Origin of the sequence: Rhizobium sp. AN68 (genome assembly GCF_030758035.1) — a bacterium.
Lineage (GTDB): Bacteria > Pseudomonadota > Alphaproteobacteria > Rhizobiales > Rhizobiaceae > Agrobacterium > Agrobacterium tumefaciens.
This window is the reverse complement of record NZ_JARWMI010000002.1, coordinates 1,702,332-1,720,835: the sequence shown is the minus strand read 5'-3', so window position 1 is coordinate 1,720,835 and position 18,504 is coordinate 1,702,332. Positions and strand designations below refer to the sequence as shown.

The 18,504-nt window shown below is 59.6% G+C and carries 19 protein-coding genes; 7 read left to right on the top strand and 12 right to left on the bottom strand.

What is annotated here, in order from left to right; translation table 11 throughout:
* Positions 1–17: 17 nt before the first annotated feature.
* Positions 18–1,010 (top strand): WD40 repeat domain-containing protein, encoded by a 993-nt coding sequence (locus RBH71_RS11255; protein WP_013762340.1) that lies wholly within the window; start codon positions 18–20, stop codon positions 1,008–1,010.
* Positions 1,011–1,228: 218 nt separating this feature from the next.
* On the opposite strand, the gene RBH71_RS11250 is transcribed toward RBH71_RS11255, so the two are convergent.
* From RBH71_RS11250 to RBH71_RS11240, 3 genes are all read right to left on the bottom strand, one after another.
* Positions 1,229–2,410: an MFS transporter gene (locus RBH71_RS11250; protein WP_013762339.1), complete on the bottom strand. Its 1,182-nt coding sequence runs from the start codon at positions 2,408–2,410 to the stop codon at positions 1,229–1,231.
* A 190-nt stretch (positions 2,411–2,600) separates the two neighbouring features.
* Positions 2,601–3,248, bottom strand: a complete 648-nt coding sequence (locus tag RBH71_RS11245) for an outer membrane protein (RefSeq protein ID WP_004430952.1) — start codon at positions 3,246–3,248, stop codon at positions 2,601–2,603.
* 487 nt (positions 3,249–3,735) lie between these two features.
* Positions 3,736–4,023 (bottom strand): hypothetical protein, encoded by a 288-nt coding sequence (locus RBH71_RS11240; protein ID WP_004430950.1) that lies wholly within the window; start codon positions 4,021–4,023, stop codon positions 3,736–3,738.
* 270 nt (positions 4,024–4,293) lie between these two features.
* Between RBH71_RS11240 and RBH71_RS11235 the strand changes: the two genes are divergently transcribed.
* The 3 genes from RBH71_RS11235 (at position 4,294) to RBH71_RS11225 (ending at position 7,272) form a co-directional block, all read left to right on the top strand.
* A complete protein-coding gene (locus RBH71_RS11235; RefSeq protein ID WP_112522026.1) occupies positions 4,294–5,472 on the top strand; it encodes a hypothetical protein in 1,179 nt (392 codons plus the stop codon).
* Positions 5,473–5,575: 103 nt separating this feature from the next.
* Positions 5,576–6,217, top strand: a complete 642-nt coding sequence (locus RBH71_RS11230) for a DUF1007 family protein (RefSeq protein ID WP_004430943.1) — start codon at positions 5,576–5,578, stop codon at positions 6,215–6,217.
* Complete coding sequence (locus tag RBH71_RS11225; RefSeq protein ID WP_003516248.1) at positions 6,211–7,272, top strand: nickel/cobalt transporter; 1,062 nt, start codon at positions 6,211–6,213, stop codon at positions 7,270–7,272. Before RBH71_RS11230 ends, RBH71_RS11225 begins: the two co-directional genes overlap by 7 nt.
* Here the strand turns inward: RBH71_RS11225 and RBH71_RS11220 are convergent.
* The 4 genes from RBH71_RS11220 to RBH71_RS11205 form a co-directional block, all read right to left on the bottom strand.
* Positions 7,263–7,502 (bottom strand): hypothetical protein, encoded by a 240-nt coding sequence (locus RBH71_RS11220; RefSeq protein ID WP_003516247.1) that lies wholly within the window; start codon positions 7,500–7,502, stop codon positions 7,263–7,265. The genes RBH71_RS11225 and RBH71_RS11220 overlap by 10 nt on opposite strands.
* A complete protein-coding gene (locus tag RBH71_RS11215) occupies positions 7,489–8,181 on the bottom strand; it encodes a GNAT family N-acetyltransferase (RefSeq protein WP_019566970.1) in 693 nt (230 codons plus the stop codon). The genes RBH71_RS11220 and RBH71_RS11215 overlap by 14 nt, the downstream gene beginning before the upstream one ends.
* Before the next feature lie 99 nt (positions 8,182–8,280).
* On the bottom strand, positions 8,281–8,976 hold the full coding sequence (locus RBH71_RS11210; RefSeq protein ID WP_038495016.1) for a tellurite resistance TerB family protein: 696 nt from the start codon (positions 8,974–8,976) through the stop codon (positions 8,281–8,283).
* A gap of 110 nt (positions 8,977–9,086) precedes the next feature.
* Positions 9,087–9,725: a 2-dehydro-3-deoxy-phosphogluconate aldolase gene (locus RBH71_RS11205; protein ID WP_323687295.1), complete on the bottom strand. Its 639-nt coding sequence runs from the start codon at positions 9,723–9,725 to the stop codon at positions 9,087–9,089.
* A gap of 171 nt (positions 9,726–9,896) precedes the next feature.
* Between RBH71_RS11205 and RBH71_RS11200 the strand changes: the two genes are divergently transcribed.
* The 3 genes from RBH71_RS11200 to RBH71_RS11190 all read left to right on the top strand — a co-directional run bounded on the left by RBH71_RS11200 (position 9,897) and on the right by RBH71_RS11190 (position 12,335).
* Positions 9,897–10,385 carry a CYTH domain-containing protein gene (locus RBH71_RS11200; RefSeq protein ID WP_003516240.1) on the top strand — a complete coding sequence of 163 codons (489 nt, stop codon included), beginning with the start codon at positions 9,897–9,899 and terminating at the stop codon, positions 10,383–10,385.
* On the top strand, positions 10,369–11,277 hold the full coding sequence (locus RBH71_RS11195; protein WP_112522025.1) for a CHAD domain-containing protein: 909 nt from the start codon (positions 10,369–10,371) through the stop codon (positions 11,275–11,277). The genes RBH71_RS11200 and RBH71_RS11195 overlap by 17 nt, the downstream gene beginning before the upstream one ends.
* A 101-nt stretch (positions 11,278–11,378) precedes the next feature.
* The gene (locus tag RBH71_RS11190; protein WP_323687294.1) at positions 11,379–12,335 is read left to right on the top strand and encodes a rhodanese-related sulfurtransferase; all 957 of its coding nucleotides are present in this window, start codon (positions 11,379–11,381) and stop codon (positions 12,333–12,335) included.
* Positions 12,336–12,444: 109 nt separating this feature from the next.
* Here RBH71_RS11190 and RBH71_RS11185 read toward each other — a convergent pair whose 3' ends face one another.
* The 5 genes from RBH71_RS11185 to RBH71_RS11165 form a co-directional block, all read right to left on the bottom strand.
* Positions 12,445–14,694 (bottom strand): EAL domain-containing protein, encoded by a 2,250-nt coding sequence (locus RBH71_RS11185; protein ID WP_162632721.1) that lies wholly within the window; start codon positions 14,692–14,694, stop codon positions 12,445–12,447.
* 196 nt (positions 14,695–14,890) lie between these two features.
* A complete protein-coding gene (locus RBH71_RS11180) occupies positions 14,891–15,670 on the bottom strand; it encodes a MetQ/NlpA family ABC transporter substrate-binding protein (protein ID WP_003516232.1) in 780 nt (259 codons plus the stop codon).
* A gap of 53 nt (positions 15,671–15,723) precedes the next feature.
* Positions 15,724–16,392 (bottom strand): methionine ABC transporter permease, encoded by a 669-nt coding sequence (locus RBH71_RS11175; RefSeq protein WP_003516230.1) that lies wholly within the window; start codon positions 16,390–16,392, stop codon positions 15,724–15,726.
* Complete coding sequence (locus tag RBH71_RS11170) at positions 16,382–17,482, bottom strand: methionine ABC transporter ATP-binding protein (RefSeq protein ID WP_003516228.1); 1,101 nt, start codon at positions 17,480–17,482, stop codon at positions 16,382–16,384. Before RBH71_RS11170 ends, RBH71_RS11175 begins: the two co-directional genes overlap by 11 nt.
* Before the next feature lie 295 nt (positions 17,483–17,777).
* The gene (locus tag RBH71_RS11165) at positions 17,778–18,407 is read right to left on the bottom strand and encodes an NAD(P)H-dependent oxidoreductase (protein WP_038494998.1); all 630 of its coding nucleotides are present in this window, start codon (positions 18,405–18,407) and stop codon (positions 17,778–17,780) included.
* Positions 18,408–18,504 lie beyond the last annotated feature (97 nt).

Below are 18,504 nucleotides of genomic sequence, written 5' to 3'. Positions count from 1 at the left end.
CGAAAGACCGATGCCCCATGCCGACTGTTGCCCCGCTTGATATCGAAGGCCACGTGGTCTCGACCCATTTTCTCGGCGACATTCCGCTGTTTGCCACCGCCGCCGGCACCATTCACCGGCTGGATGGCGGCGAGAAGGTCACTGAGGCGCATGAGGGTCTGCTGACCTGCATCCGCGACCCATATAGCGCCACGCTGCTTTCCGGCGGCGAGGACGGGCGCGTGCTGCGCATTGGCCATGATGGCAGCCTCAGCGAGATCGCCAATGTGCCGCGCAAATGGGTGGGCGTCGTTGCGGGCGGACCGCAGAAGGCGGTCGCTTATGGTGTCGGCAAGTCCAGCTTCGTGCGCCTCTCGGACGGCACGGTCAAGGAATTCAAGGAAGAACGCACGGTGGAGGCAATAGCCTTCGCGCCCAAGGGCCTGCGCATTGCTGTTGCACGCTATAACGGCGTGACGCTGCATTGGGTGGCGAGTGCAGGCGATCCGGTCGATCTGGAATGGAAAGGTGCCCATACCGGCGTCACCTTCTCGCCTGACGGTAAGTTCCTCGTCACCACCATGCAGGAAAACGCCCTGCATGGCTGGAAGATGGAGGCCACCAAGGGCGGCATGGAAGCCCGCCATATGCGCATGACGGGTTATCCCGCCAAGGTGAAATCCGTTTCGTGGTCGGCAAAGGGCAAGTGGCTTGCCTCATCAGGTGCCCCGGCCGCGATCGTCTGGCCGTTTTCCGGCAAGGACGGCCCGATGGGCAAGGCACCCGAAGAACTCGGCAGCCGCGCCAACATCATGGCTACCAATGTCGCCTTTCACCCGCTGGAAGATGTGCTGGCCATTGGCTTCATTGACGGCATGATCCTCGGCGTGCGGCTTGCGGATGGCAAGGAAGCCCTGCTTCGCCGCCCCGGCAAGGGCGCCATTACCGGCATGGACTGGAGCGCCACCGGCAAACTGCTCGCATTTGCCTCCGAGGCAGGCGACTGCGGCATTGTCGATATTTCGGCGTAAGGACAGCAACAGGCGCGCGTCCGGTTTCGACGGATGGCTCGATACGGCTCAATCTCCGCCCTCATTCCTGTGCTCGTCACGGGAATCTAGACAGCCCAAGTCGTTGGGCTGCAAGGGACTGTTTTCGCCACGCAGACGCGCATCGACTGGATTCCTGTGACAAGCACAGGCATGAGGGCTGGAAGGTGTCAGCGCCAGAAAACCTCGGCATTGTCTCGCTATTCGCTGACCTGACGCCGCGTCAGGAACAGCAGCAGTAGGGCTGCCCCTGCACCGACCGAAGCAAGTCTGATCGACGTACCGAAGCTCGCATATTGCGACACAAACCCCATAAGCGGCACTGCAAACAACCCGGCAAGGAAGATGGAATTCATGTAGAGCGCGGTCGCCCTCGCGGTGCGTCCGCGCGCAAAGCCCTGCACGAAGGTGAGGCACGTTCCGGCGCAAAGCCCGTAATAGGCCCCTTCAAGTGCTGCTCCGAACAACATGGCCGGAAGGGTCTGGACCGAGGCTATGACGTTGAAGGCGACGATTGCCATCACCGCAGAGATACAAAGAAGGATGCGGGCGCTGACCCGGCGCATGATCCTTGGCGCAAGCAGGATCAGCAGAACCTCCATCGCGCATTTGACGCTGAGCGACAGGCCCGGCACGTAATCCGGCAGGCCCACCTCGCGCACCAGAAATACCGGCAGGGCCGAGGCGCACAGGGCGTGGGCGAAAGACATGCAGAAGCTGGCCGCTGCCGCCATCAACAGCGGCAGGTTGCGCCGCGTATCGTTGTCGCCCTCTTTCCGTCGTTCCATCGGGCATGTCTGGCCGCGCGGCACGAAGGCAAGGGCAAGCCCGCCCCAGATGGCCGCCATCAGCATGGCATTCATGAACACGGCCTGCGCACCGGCAAGATCGAGGATCAGATAGGCGGCGGCCGGAAGCAGCATCCATGCCAGCGACACCATTGTCCGCAGAAAGGCGTTATAGGCAGGTGCATCCAGTGCTTTTACCCGGCCATAATAGCGACCATAACTGAAAATCAGGGTACTGGCGGCGTTGGAAAGCCCCATTCCCGTTGCCGTCACCGCCACGAGCAATGCCAGATGCCCGGAGGTCGCCGCCGCCGCTGCGATAAAAGCACCAAACACAGAGAGCAGCAGCAATGGCCGCACCCGCACACCGGCATCGACACGTTCGCCATAAGTGCGGCTGGCGATGATCGAAGCAACCATTGCCGTCACGCTGTAGAGACCAAGCGTGGCCGGCGGGTGACCAAGGACCTGTATGATGTAAAAACCGATAAATGGCACAACAGCCGCATTGGTGCCGCCGGCGATGAAGACCAGCACGGCAATCATATAGGCCTGACGATCAAAAACGCCCGGCGAGGTGTTTTTCTGTAGCATGGGGGAATCGACTGAAGATCGGCAGCGGGAAGTGGATTGATGCCACCATCACACCAAAAGGGTATGCTGTTCAAGCCCGAGCGGAAGGCGATGTGTGTTTTCGTTCCTCACGAAGCACGCCACCCCTGTTTCCCTGAGCACCGGGGCGTCGCAGCGCTTGCGCCGCCCCTTGTCGAAGACGGAAAAACCGTCAGAACTTCACGCCAAGGCCAACCTTGACGACATGTTCGCTGACATCGCCGGTCGAAGTGATCGGACCGGTATGGTAGGTTGCCTTGCCGAAGTCGTTGTAACGATATTCGACGCGTCCAAACAGGTTGTTGGTAAAGGCATAGTCTACACCCGCGCCGACCGTCCAGCCGTGCAGTACCTTGCTGTCCTCACCGAATGGCGCCTTTACTTCGCTGTCCGTCGCGGTGTAGCCGGCAGCGGTGTAGATCAGCGCCCGGTCGATCGCATAACCGGCGCGCAGACGCGCGGAGCCGTTCAGGCCTGCGGAAACCTCGCTGGTGACGATGGTCTTGTCGCCCCAGGCATAACCGAGATCGCCCTCGACACCCAGAATGATGGAGGGGGCCACTTCAGCGTTATAACCAGCGAAACCGGAAAAACGGCCGCCGTCAAATTCATGCTTCGTGGTGACACCGAAAGTGGTCGACTTTACGCGGTTCCAGCCATAACCGGCGGAGGCACCGACATAAACACCGTCCCAGGAAAAGGCAGGCGCAACATCGTTGACGACCGGTGCCGCTGGAATATCGCCGACGGCGTCGGCGGCAACGGATGCGTCAGAAAGAATGCCGAGCAGGCCGAGGGCGAGAAGAGATTGTTTCAACATGCGATAGCTCCTTGAAAATACCATCCCGGCACCTGCGTGATGCGAGTTTTCGCGACCAAAAACGCAACGTAATGACGGGGTTGACGCACCCCTAGATTGAAGAACATCGTGGTTAAAATCGCGTAAACGGCACGGACAAAAAGGCCCTTTCAGAACGTATTCCCGTTAACATTGCTAATATTTATCAAATATAAATCAGAACTCACGCGGATGATCCCGAACCGTGCGTCCCGACATATGACGACAGCGATCGCGTCACAAAACCCTCATGAGTAGTGGCCATCTCGCAGTTTTGTGTGTGCAGTCATTGGCGGCCACACAAACAAAAAAAGGGAGCCCGAAGGCCCCCTTGCAGTCATGCGATGCGCCGTTTGTTATTTCCGGAAGCACCGTGTGTCATACACGCGTAGCTGGAGGACTGCTTCCGGCTTATATCCTGCGCGCATCGTTCACGCCGAAAATCCCTGTCGATTTTCGATCTGCACCATTAGTGGCGACGCTTTTTGCCGCCATCGTTCTTGTTGTCGATGACATCGACGGAAGTCTTGTTGCCGTTGAGAAGGCCATTCAGGATACCGGTCTTGTTGCCGTTCAGAATCCCGTTATTGGACAGGATACCGCTGACACCCAGATCGATGCTTGGCGACACGACGACGAGTGCGCCGCCCTTGTTGCTGTTTCCGGACAGGATACCGCCCAGCAGACCACCGGCATTGGCTTGACCAACGGAAGCGACAGTAAGAACAGCGGCTATGCAAGCAAATTTGGCAATCATTTCTCTCTCCTCTTATGTTTGATCACGCCCCATGGCGTAGTCGAACTGTATATTTAGAGGATTCTAATTCAAGCAAAGTCTAATATTACGATAAATAATTAACTTTAATACTGGTGATTTTAATCAAGTTTTACGCGATTGGCACCGGTCTATTCTTCTGGAATTTCCGTGGAATACACCATGACTTCCGGCCTCGACAATATATCGCCCCTGAAACTTTATTAACCATCCAAATATAAGATATTGCTTAATTAGAGACCGGAGATGCAAATGCGGCTGGGAGGATACATCGCGCTTGTTCTTGGGCTTGCCTGCACCTGCGGTGCGCAGGCGGGGGAAAACGCCGATGAACACAATATCACCTATAAAACCGGCATCGGCTACGACACCAATTATTTCGGCGATACCAACCGGCTGAAGGCGATTTCGCTGCGCGCCGGCTTCGGGCTTAACGGAAAGTTCGTGCTTGATGGCACGGAACTGCGTTATTCGCTCGAGCATGAGGAGGTTCGCCTCCCCCGTTACCGTTTTGCCAATGAACACAACACCATTGCCAGCCTGGGGCTGACCAGGCGTCTGTCGGAGCGGCTGGAATGGGCCGTGGAACTGCGTGGCACACGCAGCGATGCCGGCGATATCTTCCTGCATCTGCCGGAAGAAGACATCGGTTACCGGCGACTGGACCACAAGCTGGAGGCATCGACACAGCTCGGCATCCTTGCTCTTGGCGGAAAGAGCACGCTGACGGCGGGTTTTGCCAGTTTAATGAAAGGCAAGGCGCGTTTTCGTCCGGCCTATTTCGAGCCCACCCGCCTGGAGGCCAATGAAGCGCTCTTGTCGCTCAAGGCCGAACATGTGCGCCCGCTGGCCGGCGGCGAGGCCGGACTGACAATTGCTTATGACCGCATTGTCGTGCCGGAAAGCCAGCAGGAGAAATACGAGCGTTTTCCGGCCAGCACGTTGCGGGGATCACTTGCCTACGGTTACAAGTTCTCCGAACGCTTCGCCGTTCTGGCCGAAGGGGGCCTGACGACCATTTCCGGCGACGATATCAGCGACAAGGTGAAGCGCACCCGGCCCTATCTCAGGGCCGAAGCCGAGGTAAAAGCCACGGACCGCATCGCCTTCGGTGCTGGCTTCTCCCAGGATTACGCGCTTTTCGACCCTGATGATCCCATTGCCGAGTTCCACCGCCGCTGGCAGTTCGTGGTTAAAAGCAAGCTCACCGACAAGGTGGGGCTGGACCTGGCGCTGCAGCGTGTCCACAAGGACTGGATCTATTACAATTACGACACCAGCGAACGCAGGCTGGTGGCCACACTGTCCTTCGATACCGGCAAGAACAGCAAGCTGGAGGTGGAATTCAACCGCCTTCTGCATGGCGAGCGCGACACCGACCTGTCCTATAGCGGATCGAGCGTCACCTCGCGTTTCACCGGCACCTTCTGAAACATAGGGCAGCCACATCACCAAAGCGCATATCAGGTCGAAATTCGGTCCCAATTTCTGCTAGAATCCAGCTCCGAGATCCGAAGGCAGGACAGACCGGATAATGAACAGACGACTTTTGCTCCTTGCGGCTGGCCTGACCTCCATTCCCGTTGCCGCCGCGGCACATCCGCATATTTTCGCCGAAGCGCGCATGGAAATCGTCGAGGGGCCGAACGGTACCATCCAGGAGGTGCGCAACATCTGGCGTTTCGACGAGATGTTCTCGGCAAGCGTGGTGATGGATTACGACAAGAACGGCGACCTGAAGCTGGACAAGAATGAGCTGGCCGAAATCGGCAACACCGTGCGTGAATCGCTTGGCGAATATTCCTATTACACCTTCATTACCGCCAACGGAAAACAGGTGGATTTCGCAAAGCCCGACACCATTCATGTGGACTACAAGGACAAGCAGATCCTGATGTTCTTTTCCGTTAAGCCAAACACGCCGCTTTCCATCAAGGGCAAGCTCAGCTTCGGCGCGTGGGACCCGACCATGTATACGGCGATCGATTTTGCGAAAGACGGCGATCTGGCGACCGTCGGCAAGGATCTCGCCGCCTGCAAGCACCATGTCGTGCGCCCCGACCCGGACGAGGTGATCTCACAAAACCAGAGTTCGCTCACCGACGCTTTCTTCAACGACCCGACCGGCACCGACATGACCAAACTCTTCGCCACCCGGCTGGAGGTGACATGCTGAGCCGAAACGGGCGCCTTTGCGGACACCTGACCATCGCCGCGATCTGCGTGCTGGCTGTGGCAGGTGCTGCCCATGCGCAATCGCCGCTCGGCATAGGCTCGGCCGAGCCGTCCTTTGCCCCTGGCGGGCCGTTCGCGCCGCTGATGCAATGGATCAACGTGCACCAGCAGATGTTCTACCGGGCGCTGACCGGTGCCCTGAAAGCCATGCGCGAAGACAATTGGGCGATGGCATCGCTGGTTGGCCTCTCCTTTGCATACGGGGTCTTTCATGCCGCCGGTCCTGGCCACGGCAAGGCTGTCATCTCTTCCTATATGATCGCCAATGAAACGCAGCTGAAACGCGGCATTCTCATTTCCTTCATTTCAGCACTCATTCAGGGCGCAATGGCCATCGGCCTCGTTGTCGCAGCCTGGCTCGTGCTGCGCGGCACCTCCATCACCATGACGAAAGCCACGCAGGCAATGGAGATCGCCAGCTTTGCCATGGTGGCGCTGTTCGGCGCCTGGCTTCTGCTACGCAAGCTCTGGTCGCTGCGCATCCGGCGCGTACCGGTTGCCGCCTTCGCCGTTGCGGGGGAAGCAACAGCAGTCAGAACCACGGGCATGGGCACGGGCCTCAGGTTTCAGGGCAAGCCGGTTTTCGCGGACCACGCCCATAGCGGCACAGGTGATCTTTGCGTCTCCTGCGGAAAATCGCACGCGCCCGATCCGCTGCTTCTCAAAGGCAAGAATTTCAGCCTGCACGAAGCGTGGTCGGCCATCATCGCAGTTGGCCTGCGGCCATGCTCCGGCGCCATCATCGTCATGAGCTTTGCGCTCTTGAACGGGATTTTTCTCGGCGGCGTGCTTTCCGTGCTTGCCATGTCGCTGGGTACCGCCATCACCGTATCGCTGCTTGCCATCATGGCCGTCTCGGCCAAGGGGCTTGCTGTTCGCTTCGCCGGCCCCGGAAGCCGCAGGGCAGCGGGCATCAGCCACGCGATCGAGATTGCCGGTGCGCTGTTCGTGCTTTTAATGGGCCTTATGCTGCTTGGCGCGTCGCTTCAGTTCTGACTGTCGCGGCGGCGCTGGTAGCGGGCGCGCAGCCAGAACAGCAGGAAAAAGCACAGCACCACCACCGAGCCAAACGCCGCGGCAAGAAAGGGCGAATAATCCCCCAGCCACAGCATGATTTTCGGCATCACGTAAAACACCAGCCCAAAACCGAGGATGATGCCAGCGGCTGCAAGGCCCGGCGACCAGTCTTTACGGCCAGAGCCAGCCTTCTTTTCAGGCGTGGTCATGGGCGAGCTCCGCGCGGATATCCTCAAGCTTGCGCTTCTGCGCGCCATCGGCCGTAAAATTCTCCGGCGAAAGCCAGATTTCAAACGCCTTGCCAATCAACGGCCATTCGCCGTCGATCATGGAAAACCACGCCGTATCGCGGTTGGCACCCTTGGAGATCATGTGCTGGCGGAACACACCCTCGAAGGTGAAGCCGTAACGCTTCGCCGTGATCTTGGAGGGTTCGTTTTGATTGTGGCATTTCCACTCGTAGCGGCGGTAACCCAGATCCTCGAAAACGTGTTTCGCCATCAGATAATGCGCTTCGGTCGAAAGCGGCGAGCGCTTCATCCTGGCGCCATGGGCAACCGAACCGACCTCGACTACGCCATTGGCGGGATCGGGCCGCATGTAGCTTGCCATTCCGACGACGTCACCGGTGGCATTTTCAACGAAAACCAATGTCACCCAGTTGAGTTTATCACCCGCGTTGACAAGCCAGTCACCAAAGGCTGCAGCATCGGCAAAGCCGCTTTGCGGGAAATATTTGAGAAGCGCATTGACCCCCTCACCACCAAGCGCAGTCCAGAGCCTTGCAAGATGCCTGTCGCGATCAAACGTTTCCGCCGTCACATAACGGCCCTTCAGCGTCACCGGCTGCGGCGCCGGACATCCCTTAAAATCACTCAGATCGCGCATTCTCTTCCCCATTGTCTGGGAGAAGGATTAGGCCAAGCGGGGCTGGATGACAACAGTGCATATACGGCAGGGGGGCGTGGTTCACCCCCTCTTCTAACCTCAAACCTTCGCCGCCACCACCGTCGACTCGATATGATCGACCAGCGCATCGGGCAATCCCAACCGCCCGGCAAGCAGATCGAGATAACCGCGCTCCGCCCGCGTATCGGCCTCTATGGCAAGACGCGAGGCGGTGTAGATTTCCACCTTCTGCTCCTCTGTGCGGGCAGCAGCCACCAGTGCGTCGATATCCAGCGGATCGGCCAGTTCCTTTTCGAGGAACCGCTCGGCTTCAGTGTCGAGGCCGGACACCTGCACCTTATCCATGATGTTGGCGCGCTCTTTTTCGTCGATATGGCCGTCTGCCTTGGCAGCGGCAATCATCGCCTGGATGAGTTTCAGCGCAAAATCGTTGGAAAGGGCGGGGGACTGCGGATGGAAGGCGGAATCGGCGGGCGGGGCGAGAAGCTCCGGCTCGGGTTTTTGAGCTACTTCAGGCGCCTGCCCGGATTTGTAATTCTTGTAGGCGAGATAACCGAGACCGGCGATGGCCGCGACGCCGCCGATGGTGGCGACATTGCCGGCGAGCTTGCGGCCGGTCTTGGTGCCCAGAATGGCGGCGGCGAGCGCACCGGCCTTCATCGGATTGTTCTTGGCGATATCGGCGGCCTGCCCGGCTCTGTCACGGACGCTTCCCGAAAGGCCCGGCACCTGTGAGCCGAGGAATTGTTCAAGAAGCTTCTTGGCGTCGAACATCAAAATCTCCTGTGAGGGTAAAGTCTACACGGGAAGATAGGGAGCCATGGCACGAATACAAATGACAAACCCGCTCACGCCTTCGTGAACGGGCTTGAAGAAGTAGTAGATCAGCCGCGCAGTGCTGCGGCTTCGGCGGCGAGCCTGGTGATGCCGGCCCAGTCAGCCGTTGCCACCAGTTCGCGCGGAGCAACCCAGGAACCGCCGACACAGACGACGTTCGGCAGGGAAAGATAGTCATTGGCATTCTTCAGCGAGACGCTGCCGGTCGGGCAGAACACCGTGCCGGCGAGCGGCGAGGACAGTGCCTTGAGGTATGGCGCGCCACCGGCCTGTTCCGCCGGGAAGAACTTCAGCACCTTGTAGCCTTCGTCGCGCAGCGCCATGACTTCGCTTGCCGTGGCGGCCCCTGGAAGCAGCGGCACGTTGGAGGCGCGCGCAGCTTCCAGCACGCTTTTGTTGATGCCGGGGCTGACGATGAAGGTGGAACCGGCTTCAGCGGCCGCCTCGAAATCTTTGGCGTTGAGGATGGTGCCAGCGCCGACATGGGCGCCCTCCACTTCCGCCGCAACCGCACGGATGGCATCGAGTGCCGCGGGCGTGCGCATGGTGATCTCGATTGCCTTCAGGCCACCTGCGACCAGAGCGCGCGCGAGCGGCACGGCGGAAGTGGCATCATCCACGATCAGCACCGGCACAACCGGCTGCAGCTTGAGGATGGAGAGCAGTTTTTCGGAGTCCTGGGCCAAGATAAGCCTCCCTTGCGCGATTGAAACGATTGAAATCCGGTTTATCGATTAGCCTGCCCCGGCCTTGATGTCGAGGCATGGCAAGACCATTTTTATCCAGATACTTCAATCTATTCGCTTCTTTATGACGTCTTCATGCGATAATCTGGCGCACCGGTTTACGGAGACAGCATGGCCAAGGAAATCGAGCGGAAGTTTCTGGTTGCAGGCGATGAATGGCGTAATGAAGTGACGCGTAGCATGGCTTTCCGGCAGGCATATGTCGCCTCGCTGGAAAATCGTTCGGTCCGGGTCAGGATCGTCAACGGGCTTGACGCGACACTGACCATCAAGATCGGCGCGAGTTCGCTCGTCCGCGATGAATATGAATATTCCATTCCACTGAATGACGCGGAAGAATTGATGGCCAGCGCCCCCGGCGTGGTGATCGAGAAGATGCGCCACACGGTTGATCACGGTGGATTCACTTGGGAAGTCGATGTTTTCGAGGGTAAATACAAGGGGCTGATCGTGGCGGAGGTAGAGATGGACGACGAGAACGCCAACCCCGATCTGCCCTCCTGGCTTGGCAAGGAGGTAACGGGCGACCGTCGCTTCTCCAACCAGTCGCTCGCCATGGACTGTCCCCACGGAGACTTGGCGGATGCCCTTCAGGATTGACCCGAACAAACCGTTCGACGATGAAATCCGCCGCGCGGGACTGGAACTCATCGAAGAGGCGATAATCAGCCTTCGCGACCAGCCTTCCGGGCGCCATGAGGCGGTGCACGATGCCCGCAAGCGGTTCAAGCGGCTGCGCGCCCTCTACCGCCTCATCGCCAGGGCAGCACCCGATTTCAGCAAAGAGGAAAACGCGCGCTTTCGCGACATCGCCCGCTCGCTCGCTTTTGCGCGGGAAGCGACGGCGCTGGTGGAGACGGTGGAGTATCTCGAGACTTTCGCGGCCTCCACGACGCAAGGAAAGGCGCTGCGATCGATCACGACAGTCCTGCGCAAGCGCCGTGACCACGCCATCGAACATGAGGCAGGTCTCGACGAGGCCATTGCGGCCGCCATCGCCGGCTGCGAGGAAGCACGCAAGAAGCTGAAGGCAGTGTCGCTTCCGGACGAGCTTAAGGTTGTGACAAGGCTGGTGAAGACCGGGTGGGCGAAGCAGAGGAAGAGGGCGCGTAAAGCACTTGCCGACTGTCATGAGCAGGCCGACGTCGAACATTTCCACGAATTGCGCAAGGCGGGCCAGGCCTACTGGATGCATCTCGGCCTTCTGCGCCGCCTCTGGCCATCGGCCATGCGCGCCAAGCGGGCCGACACCAAGCGGCTGGTCGACATCCTCGGCCACGAGCACGATCTTTCGGTCCTTGCAGCCTTTGCGGACCGGGAACCGGAGCGTTTCGGCAATGGCGAGCGACTGGCTCTGCTTCTCGATGCAATCATTCAGAGGCAGCAGGCGCTGCGCGGAGATGGCCTTGAGCTGGCAAACGAAGTCTTCTCCGAATCCGCCAGAACCGAAAGCCGCATCGTCGGCCTTTTATGGCGGCAGGCGGCGAAGTAGACCGGAAAGCCCGAAGAGACTGAGAATTTGACGATTTTCAAAATACCGGCAGCGGCGGATAAATATTGATTTGCGGCCGCCGCCGCTGTATTTCAGCGCCCATGACCGACACCACCATTCTCCCCCGCCCGGAAGCCGCCCCTCACCCCACTGGCGATTTTCTTGTGGCTGCGCTTTATCATTTCGCCCGCCTGCCGCGGTTTGAAAGCCTGCGCGACGAGCTCTTTCAGCTTTGCCGGGAAAACGGCGTCAAGGGCACGCTGCTTCTGGCGGCGGAAGGCATCAATGGCACCATTGCCGGGCCGGATGCGGGTGTGCGCGCCATACTTGCCTTCCTGCGTGCGCAGCCGGAATTTACGGCGCTGGAACATAAGGAAAGCCGGGCATCGAACATGCCCTTCGTGCGCATGAAGGTGAAGCTCAAGAAAGAGATCGTCACCATGGGCGTGCCGGATATCGATCCCAACCGCATCGTCGGCACCTATGTCGATCCGCGCGACTGGAACTCGCTGATCTCCGACCCGGACACCATCGTCATCGACACCCGCAACGACTACGAGACCGCGATCGGTCTCTTCAAGGGCGCGGTGGACCCGAAGACCAAGACCTTCCGCGAGTTTCCCGGCTGGGTAAAGAACAATCCCGGCCTGCACAACAAGCCGAAGATCGCCATGTATTGTACCGGCGGCATCCGCTGCGAAAAGGCGACCGCCTTCATGAAGGAACAGGGGTTCGATGAGGTCTTTCACCTCAAGGGTGGCATCCTGAAATATCTGGAAGAGGTGCCGGAAGAAGAGAGCCTGTGGGAAGGCGCGTGCTTCGTGTTTGACGAGCGCGTCTCCGTCGTCCACGGTCTTGCCGAAGGCGATCACAAGCTCTGCCACGCCTGCCGCAACCCGATCACATCGCAGGTGCGCCAATCCCCGTTGTTCGAGGAAGGTGTGTCCTGCCCGAGCTGTTACGACGACCGGACAGAAGAAGACCGCCAGCGGTTCCGCGACCGGCAGCAGCAGATCGAACTGGCAAAGAAGCGCGGCGAGCGCCATCTGGGGCGCTAAAGCGGATCGGCGGCCAGCCACGGCACGTCTTCACGGTGAGAAGGCTCTTACGCGATTAACGACTTGATCGCTCTGCCCCCGGATGAGGTCCGGGGTGACGGAGTCTGGATCACCCTTTTGCCCCTGCCCGAAGCGCAAACAGCGGCGCCGTCTGCTCCTCCAGCATGGCGGTAATCTCTTCAGCGGCGACGGGTTTTGAGAACAGGTAGCCCTGCAATTCGTCACAGCCACACAGATGCAGGATAGCCGCCTGTTCTTCGGTCTCGACGCCCTCCGCCGTGACCGGAATATCGAGAGATTTCGCAAGCGCCACGGTTGCCTGCAACATTTCCAGTGACCGCCCACCCTGCTCCAGGGCCATGACCAGCGACCGGTCGATCTTCATGCGGTCGAAACCGAAGCGGCGCAGATATCCGACGCTGGCGAAACCGGCTCCGAAATCGTCGAGCGCTATATGCAGGCCAAGCTGTTTCAGCTTGTCGATTGCCGCACTTGCCCGCTCCGGATTCTGGATGAAATAGCCCTCGGTCATTTCCAGCCGCAGCCTTGCGGTCGGCGTCTGCGTGGCGGCGAGAATATCCGCCACGTTGCCGGAAAAGGCCGGATTGCGGAACTGAACGGGTGAAATATTCACCGAGAGCTTGATGGAGGGCCATTGACCCGCCGTCTCGCAGGCCTTGCGCAGCACCAGCAGGCCGAGCCGCTCGATAAGGCCACTGGTTTCGGCAGCGGCGATGAAGATATCCGGCGGCACGAAGCCGTATCCCGGCCTTTGCCAGCGGGCAAGCGCCTCCACCCCGGTTATACTGCGCGTGGCGGCATTGACGACCGGCTGGTAGACCACCGATATCTCGTCATTCAGGATGGCATAACGCAGATCGGCCTCAAGCTGCAGCTTCTCCTCGCGCAGCGCATCCATTTTCAGCTCGTAGGCGACGTAACGCCCACGCCCGTTTTCCTTGGCCTGATACATGGCCATGTCGGCGCGGCGCAGCAGTTCCTCACCGTTGATATCACCGGCTCTGGAGACGGAAGTGCCGATGCTGCAACCGATGCTCGCCACCCGCTCGCCGATGCTGAACGGCTCGGTGAACAGTTCGAGCAGCGCCTGGCAGAGCTTGCGGCCTTCCGACCACACGTCGTTACCCTGAATGGCGATGGCGAATTCGTCGCCGCCGAGCCGCGCGAGCACGGCATCTTCCGGCACAAGCACCCTGAGCGCCGCCGCAACGCCCTTGATCAGTCGATCGCCGGCAGCGTGACCGTAGGAATCGTTGATCTCCTTGAAACCATCAAGATCGAGGTAAAGCAGCTTGATATCGGTCTTGTCGTGGCGCGCCTTGCCCACCATGCGATTGAGCTTGGAAAACAGCCCGGCGCGGTTGCTGAGCCCGCTCAGACGATCGCGCAGCGCCTCTTCCCTCGCCGCCGCTTCGTCAGCCTTCAGCCGGTCGAGCGTCGCCGAACCGATGATGAGAAGTACGAGAAAGAACGTTCCGGCAATGCCGAGTGCCGTGAAGACGACCGGCCGGGCCTCATGGAAGCTCACGTCCCCCGGCAGCTGGGAGCGCCAGACGAGCCGCGCCAGCACATCACCAAGCGGATTGACGACATCCACATGGTTGGTCGCCGGCCCGTCGCCATATTGCAGTTGCAGACCATCGATGACGTAGTTGCGGGCCAGCTTGTCTACCGTCGCCTGTTTGAGATGACGCGCGAAAATCAGATATCGCCGCTCGGATCCAACCGAAGGCAAGACCCCGGATTTGAGCCGCACCAGCGCGACCCCCGTAGCCGCGACGCCGTCGCGGGTTTTCACGAAACCGGTGACCTGCGACGCGATGCCGGGACGCATGGAGCGCACCCGTTCGATCATCTCCTTGAGGCCTTCTGCGAAATAGTCATGGGGCTTCCAGGCAACCGGCTTGCCGTTCTGGTAGGCCATGCGGACCTTGCCGTCTTCGTCGAGGACGACGGCGGTATCGAAAAGATCGCTGTTGACCGTCATCTCGCCATAATTGCTCGCCACCCAGTCGAACCTGTCGGGGGCGTAGACATAGTCGGCGGCATCGTCCCAGGCGGCGTAGTCGTTCAGCGTCGCGCCAAGCTGGTCGCGGAAGGTGACAAGGGCGCCCGCCGTTGTCTCGCGCGAGCGGGCATTGTCGAGCGAGTTCGCCCTTTCCCTGACCTGGCTCAGAGCAGACAAGACCAGCGCGGTGACAATGAGAAGCACCAGCGCAAATGTGGACAATACGACGCCGACGGCGGTTCTACGCCCGACCGGCAAATATTCCCCAATGTTTCGCGGCGCAATCCGCATAAAATCCCCTTCGAAAGCATCATCTTGCGAAGGAAACATTCAAAAGCCGTTAAGTTGGATTGTGGCGACGCCACAAAAAACAACGGGTATAAAACGACAGTAGGGGTGAAATAGAGAAAATTTCTCCCCACAATGGTGGGGGATTTTCATAAAAACCGCGGATGCGTTCGCCCCGCAAACAAAAAACCTCCCCCGCGAACGGGAGAGGCTGCAACTTCAATCGTGTCAGGCCTGATTACCAGGACGGAATGACCGTGCCGTTGAACTTCTCCAGAATGAAGGCCTTCACTTCCGGGCTGTGGTAGGATTCCACCAGCGTCTTCACCCACGGCTTGTCCTTGTCCTGCGCACGAACGGCGATGACGTTTGCGTAAGGGGACTTTTCGCTTTCGATGGCGATGGCGTCCTTCTTGGGGTTCAGGCCTGCTGCAGTGGCATAGTTGGTGTTGATCACCGACGCGTCGGTGTCATCCAGCGAGCGCGGCAACTGCGCAGCGTCAAGTTCGACGATCTGGATGTTCTTCGGATTTTCGGTGATGTCGGCAGGCGTTACCTTCAGACCGGCTTCTTCCTTGACCTTGAGCACACCCTTGGAAGCGAGAACGAGAAGCGCACGGCCGCCATTGGTCGGGTCGTTCGGAATACCGACCGTCGCGCCGTCCTTCAGCTCGTCAAGGCTCTTCACCTTCTTCGAATAAACGCCCATCGGGGTGGTGATGGTGGTGCCGACGCTGACGAGATCGAACTTGCGGTCAGCGATCTGGTTGTCGAGGTAAGGCTGGTGCTGGAAGGAGTTGGCCTGAAGCTCACCGTCTGCCAGTGCCTGGTTCGGCACGACGTAGTCGGAGAACTCGACGATATCGATGTCCAGTCCCTTGGCGGCGGCGATCTTCTTGACCTGTTCCATGATCTGCGCGTGCTCGGCAGGTGTAACACCAATCTTGATGGTTTCGGCCAGCGCCTGACCGGCGGTAAAGAGAGCGGCGAGCGAAGCCGCGAGGATGATTTTCTTCATGGATGTCTCCTTGGGTTTGTTGTTCTTGGGTTTGTTGTTCTTGAACGGTTTTATCAGTTCTTGCGGGTGCGCTTGTCGAAGCTGCGGGCAAGCCGGTCGCCGGCGCTCTGCACGAGCTGCACGAGCACGATCAGCACCAGCACCACGACCAGCATCACGTCAGGCATGAAGCGCTGGTAGCCGTAGCGAATGCCGAGATCACCCAGCCCGCCGCCGCCGACAGCACCGACCATGGCCGAATAACCGATGAGGCTGACGAGCGTGAGGGTAAGCGCCAGCGTGATGCCCGGCTTTGCTTCCGCAAGCAGGACCTTGGTGACGATCTGCAACGGTGTTGCGCCCATGGCGCGGGCCGCTTCGATCAGGCCCTTGTCGACCTCGCGGATCGCCGCTTCCACCAGCCGCGCGATGAAAGGCACGGTGGCAACCGTCAGCGGCACGATGGCCGCACTGGTGCCGATGGAAGTGCCGGCGACCAGCCGCGTGAAGGGAATGATCGCCACCACCAGAATGATGAAGGGCGTGGAGCGCGCCGCATTGACGACAAGGCCGAGGATGCGGTTCGTCATCGGCGCGGGGAAGAGTTCGCCTTTGCCGCTGGTGGCAAGGAAAACGCCCATCGGCACGCCGATGATGGAGCCGACGATGCCGGCGACCGCGACCATGTGCAGCGTCTGCAGAAGACCCTTCGACAGAAGGTTGAAAAGCATATCAGGCGACATAACCCAGCACCTCCGTGTGAAGACCGGTCTCAGTATAAAAGCGGCCGGCGCGGGCGGTGGTTTCCGCCGTGGCCGGATAGGACACAACCAGCGAGCCGAATGGTTCGCCGGAAATTTCCTCGATGGTGCCGGCAAGGATGTTCACGTCAGGACCGATTTCTGCAACAAGACGCGCGGTCAGCGGCTGGAATGCCGTTTCGCCGAAGAACACCAGCCGCACGAGAACGCGGTCACCTTCCGCGGCTTCCGGCTTCAACCCTGATGTAACCCAGTGCGGCAGCTTAACCCCGACCGAGGACGACAGCAGGCTGCGGGTCGTCTCGTGTTTCGGCGCGGTGAAAATATCGAAGGTGCGCCCCTCCTCCACGATCAGGCCCCTGTCGATGACGGCGACCTGCGAGGCGATGGTCTTCACCACCTCCATCTCGTGGGTGATGAGCAGCACTGTCAGCCCAAGTTCGGCATTGATCCGCTTCAGGAGTTCAAGGATGGACTGGGTCGTCTCCGGATCGAGCGCGGACGTCGCCTCGTCCGACAACAGCAGCTTGGGTTGCGTCGCAAGCGCGCGGGCGATGCCGACACGCTGCTTCTGCCCACCCGACAGTTCCGCCGGATAACGCTTCGCCTTGTCGGAAAGGCCGACGAGTTCGAGCAGCGGCGTTACCCGCGTTTCGATCTCTTTTTTACCGAGACCGGCAATTTCTAGCGGCAGCGCCACATTGTCGAAAGCGGTGCGCGACGACAGGAGATTGAAGTGCTGGAAGATCATACCGACGGAACGGCGAAGGGTCCTCAGACTCTTCTCATCAAGGGCGGCAACATCGACGCCGTCGACGACCACCCGGCCGGACGACGGTTTTTCAAGGCCGTTGGCGAGGCGGATGAGGGTGGATTTGCCGGCACCAGAGCGGCCGATGATGCCGGTGATGGAACCCTTCGGCACGACATAATCAATGCCGGCGAGGGCTGCGAAGCCCGGCTTGCCATCGCTGCCGCCAAAGGTCTTGGTCACGCCTTCAAACGTGACCATCGCGTCCTTGGCAGTCTGCGGTGCGCGCGCGAGCGATGTCGCGTTGGATGAAAAACTCATTGGGAACTCTGCGAAAACTCTTGACGGATCGGGTCTCAAAAAATCCTGTTGCGGTGCTGAACCGCTCTCTTCATGCAGCCTTCCGGCACATTCGATGACAGCTGATTTTCCGGGTCATTTCGTCAGGCTTTCACTCAGAAATGCCGGGGATCGGCAATTCGATGGCGCATACTTGCCCGCAGGCGCCATCTTTTAACAGGGATGATTTTTCAATTATCTGAAATCAGAGAAAAAATCTACCGCAAAGCCGTCTGTGCGGCCCTGCGGCAGTCAAGACTTCGCGAGTGCGTGGAAATCAGACGTGGCTGACGAATTCCTCAAGCGGGCGGCGGACCTTCTTCAGGTTCACCAGCCAGTCGCCTTCCGGCTCGCGGTATCCGAGCGGCAGGATGGTGACGGAGCGCAGGCCCTTTTCACGCAGGCCGAGGATTTCATCCAGCTTGGCCGGATCGAAACCTTCCATCGGTGTGGAATCCACACCCTCGAAAGCAGCCTGCGCCACCGCCATGCCGAAACCAATATAGGCCTGACGGGCTGCGTGTTCGAAATTCACCTGCTCATCACGCTGCGGATAGGAGGAGAGAAGCTTCTGACGATACGCTTCCCAGCCCTCGTTCTTGACGCCACGCTCTTCGTTGACCAGATCGAACATATGGTTGATCCGCTCTTGCGTGTAGTTATCCCACGCCGCAAACACCAGAAGATGGGAACCTTCAGTCACCTGCGCCTGGTTCCAGGCGATCTCGCGGATCTTTGCGCGCACTTCCGGATCGGTAACGACGATGACTTCGAACGGCTGCAACCCGCTGGAAGTGGGCGCCAGCCGGGCGGCTTCGACGATGCGCTCGACCTTGTCTTCCGCAACAGTCTTGGAAGGATCCATTTTCTTGGTGGCATAACGCCAGTTGAGTTTTTCGATAAGCATGTTCGTTTTCCCTGGGAGGACCAGCCCGCACCGCTCCGGATGAGGCAGCAGCAGGCGCTACGTCTGCGTAGCCTGCCTGACATAGGAGACAGGATGG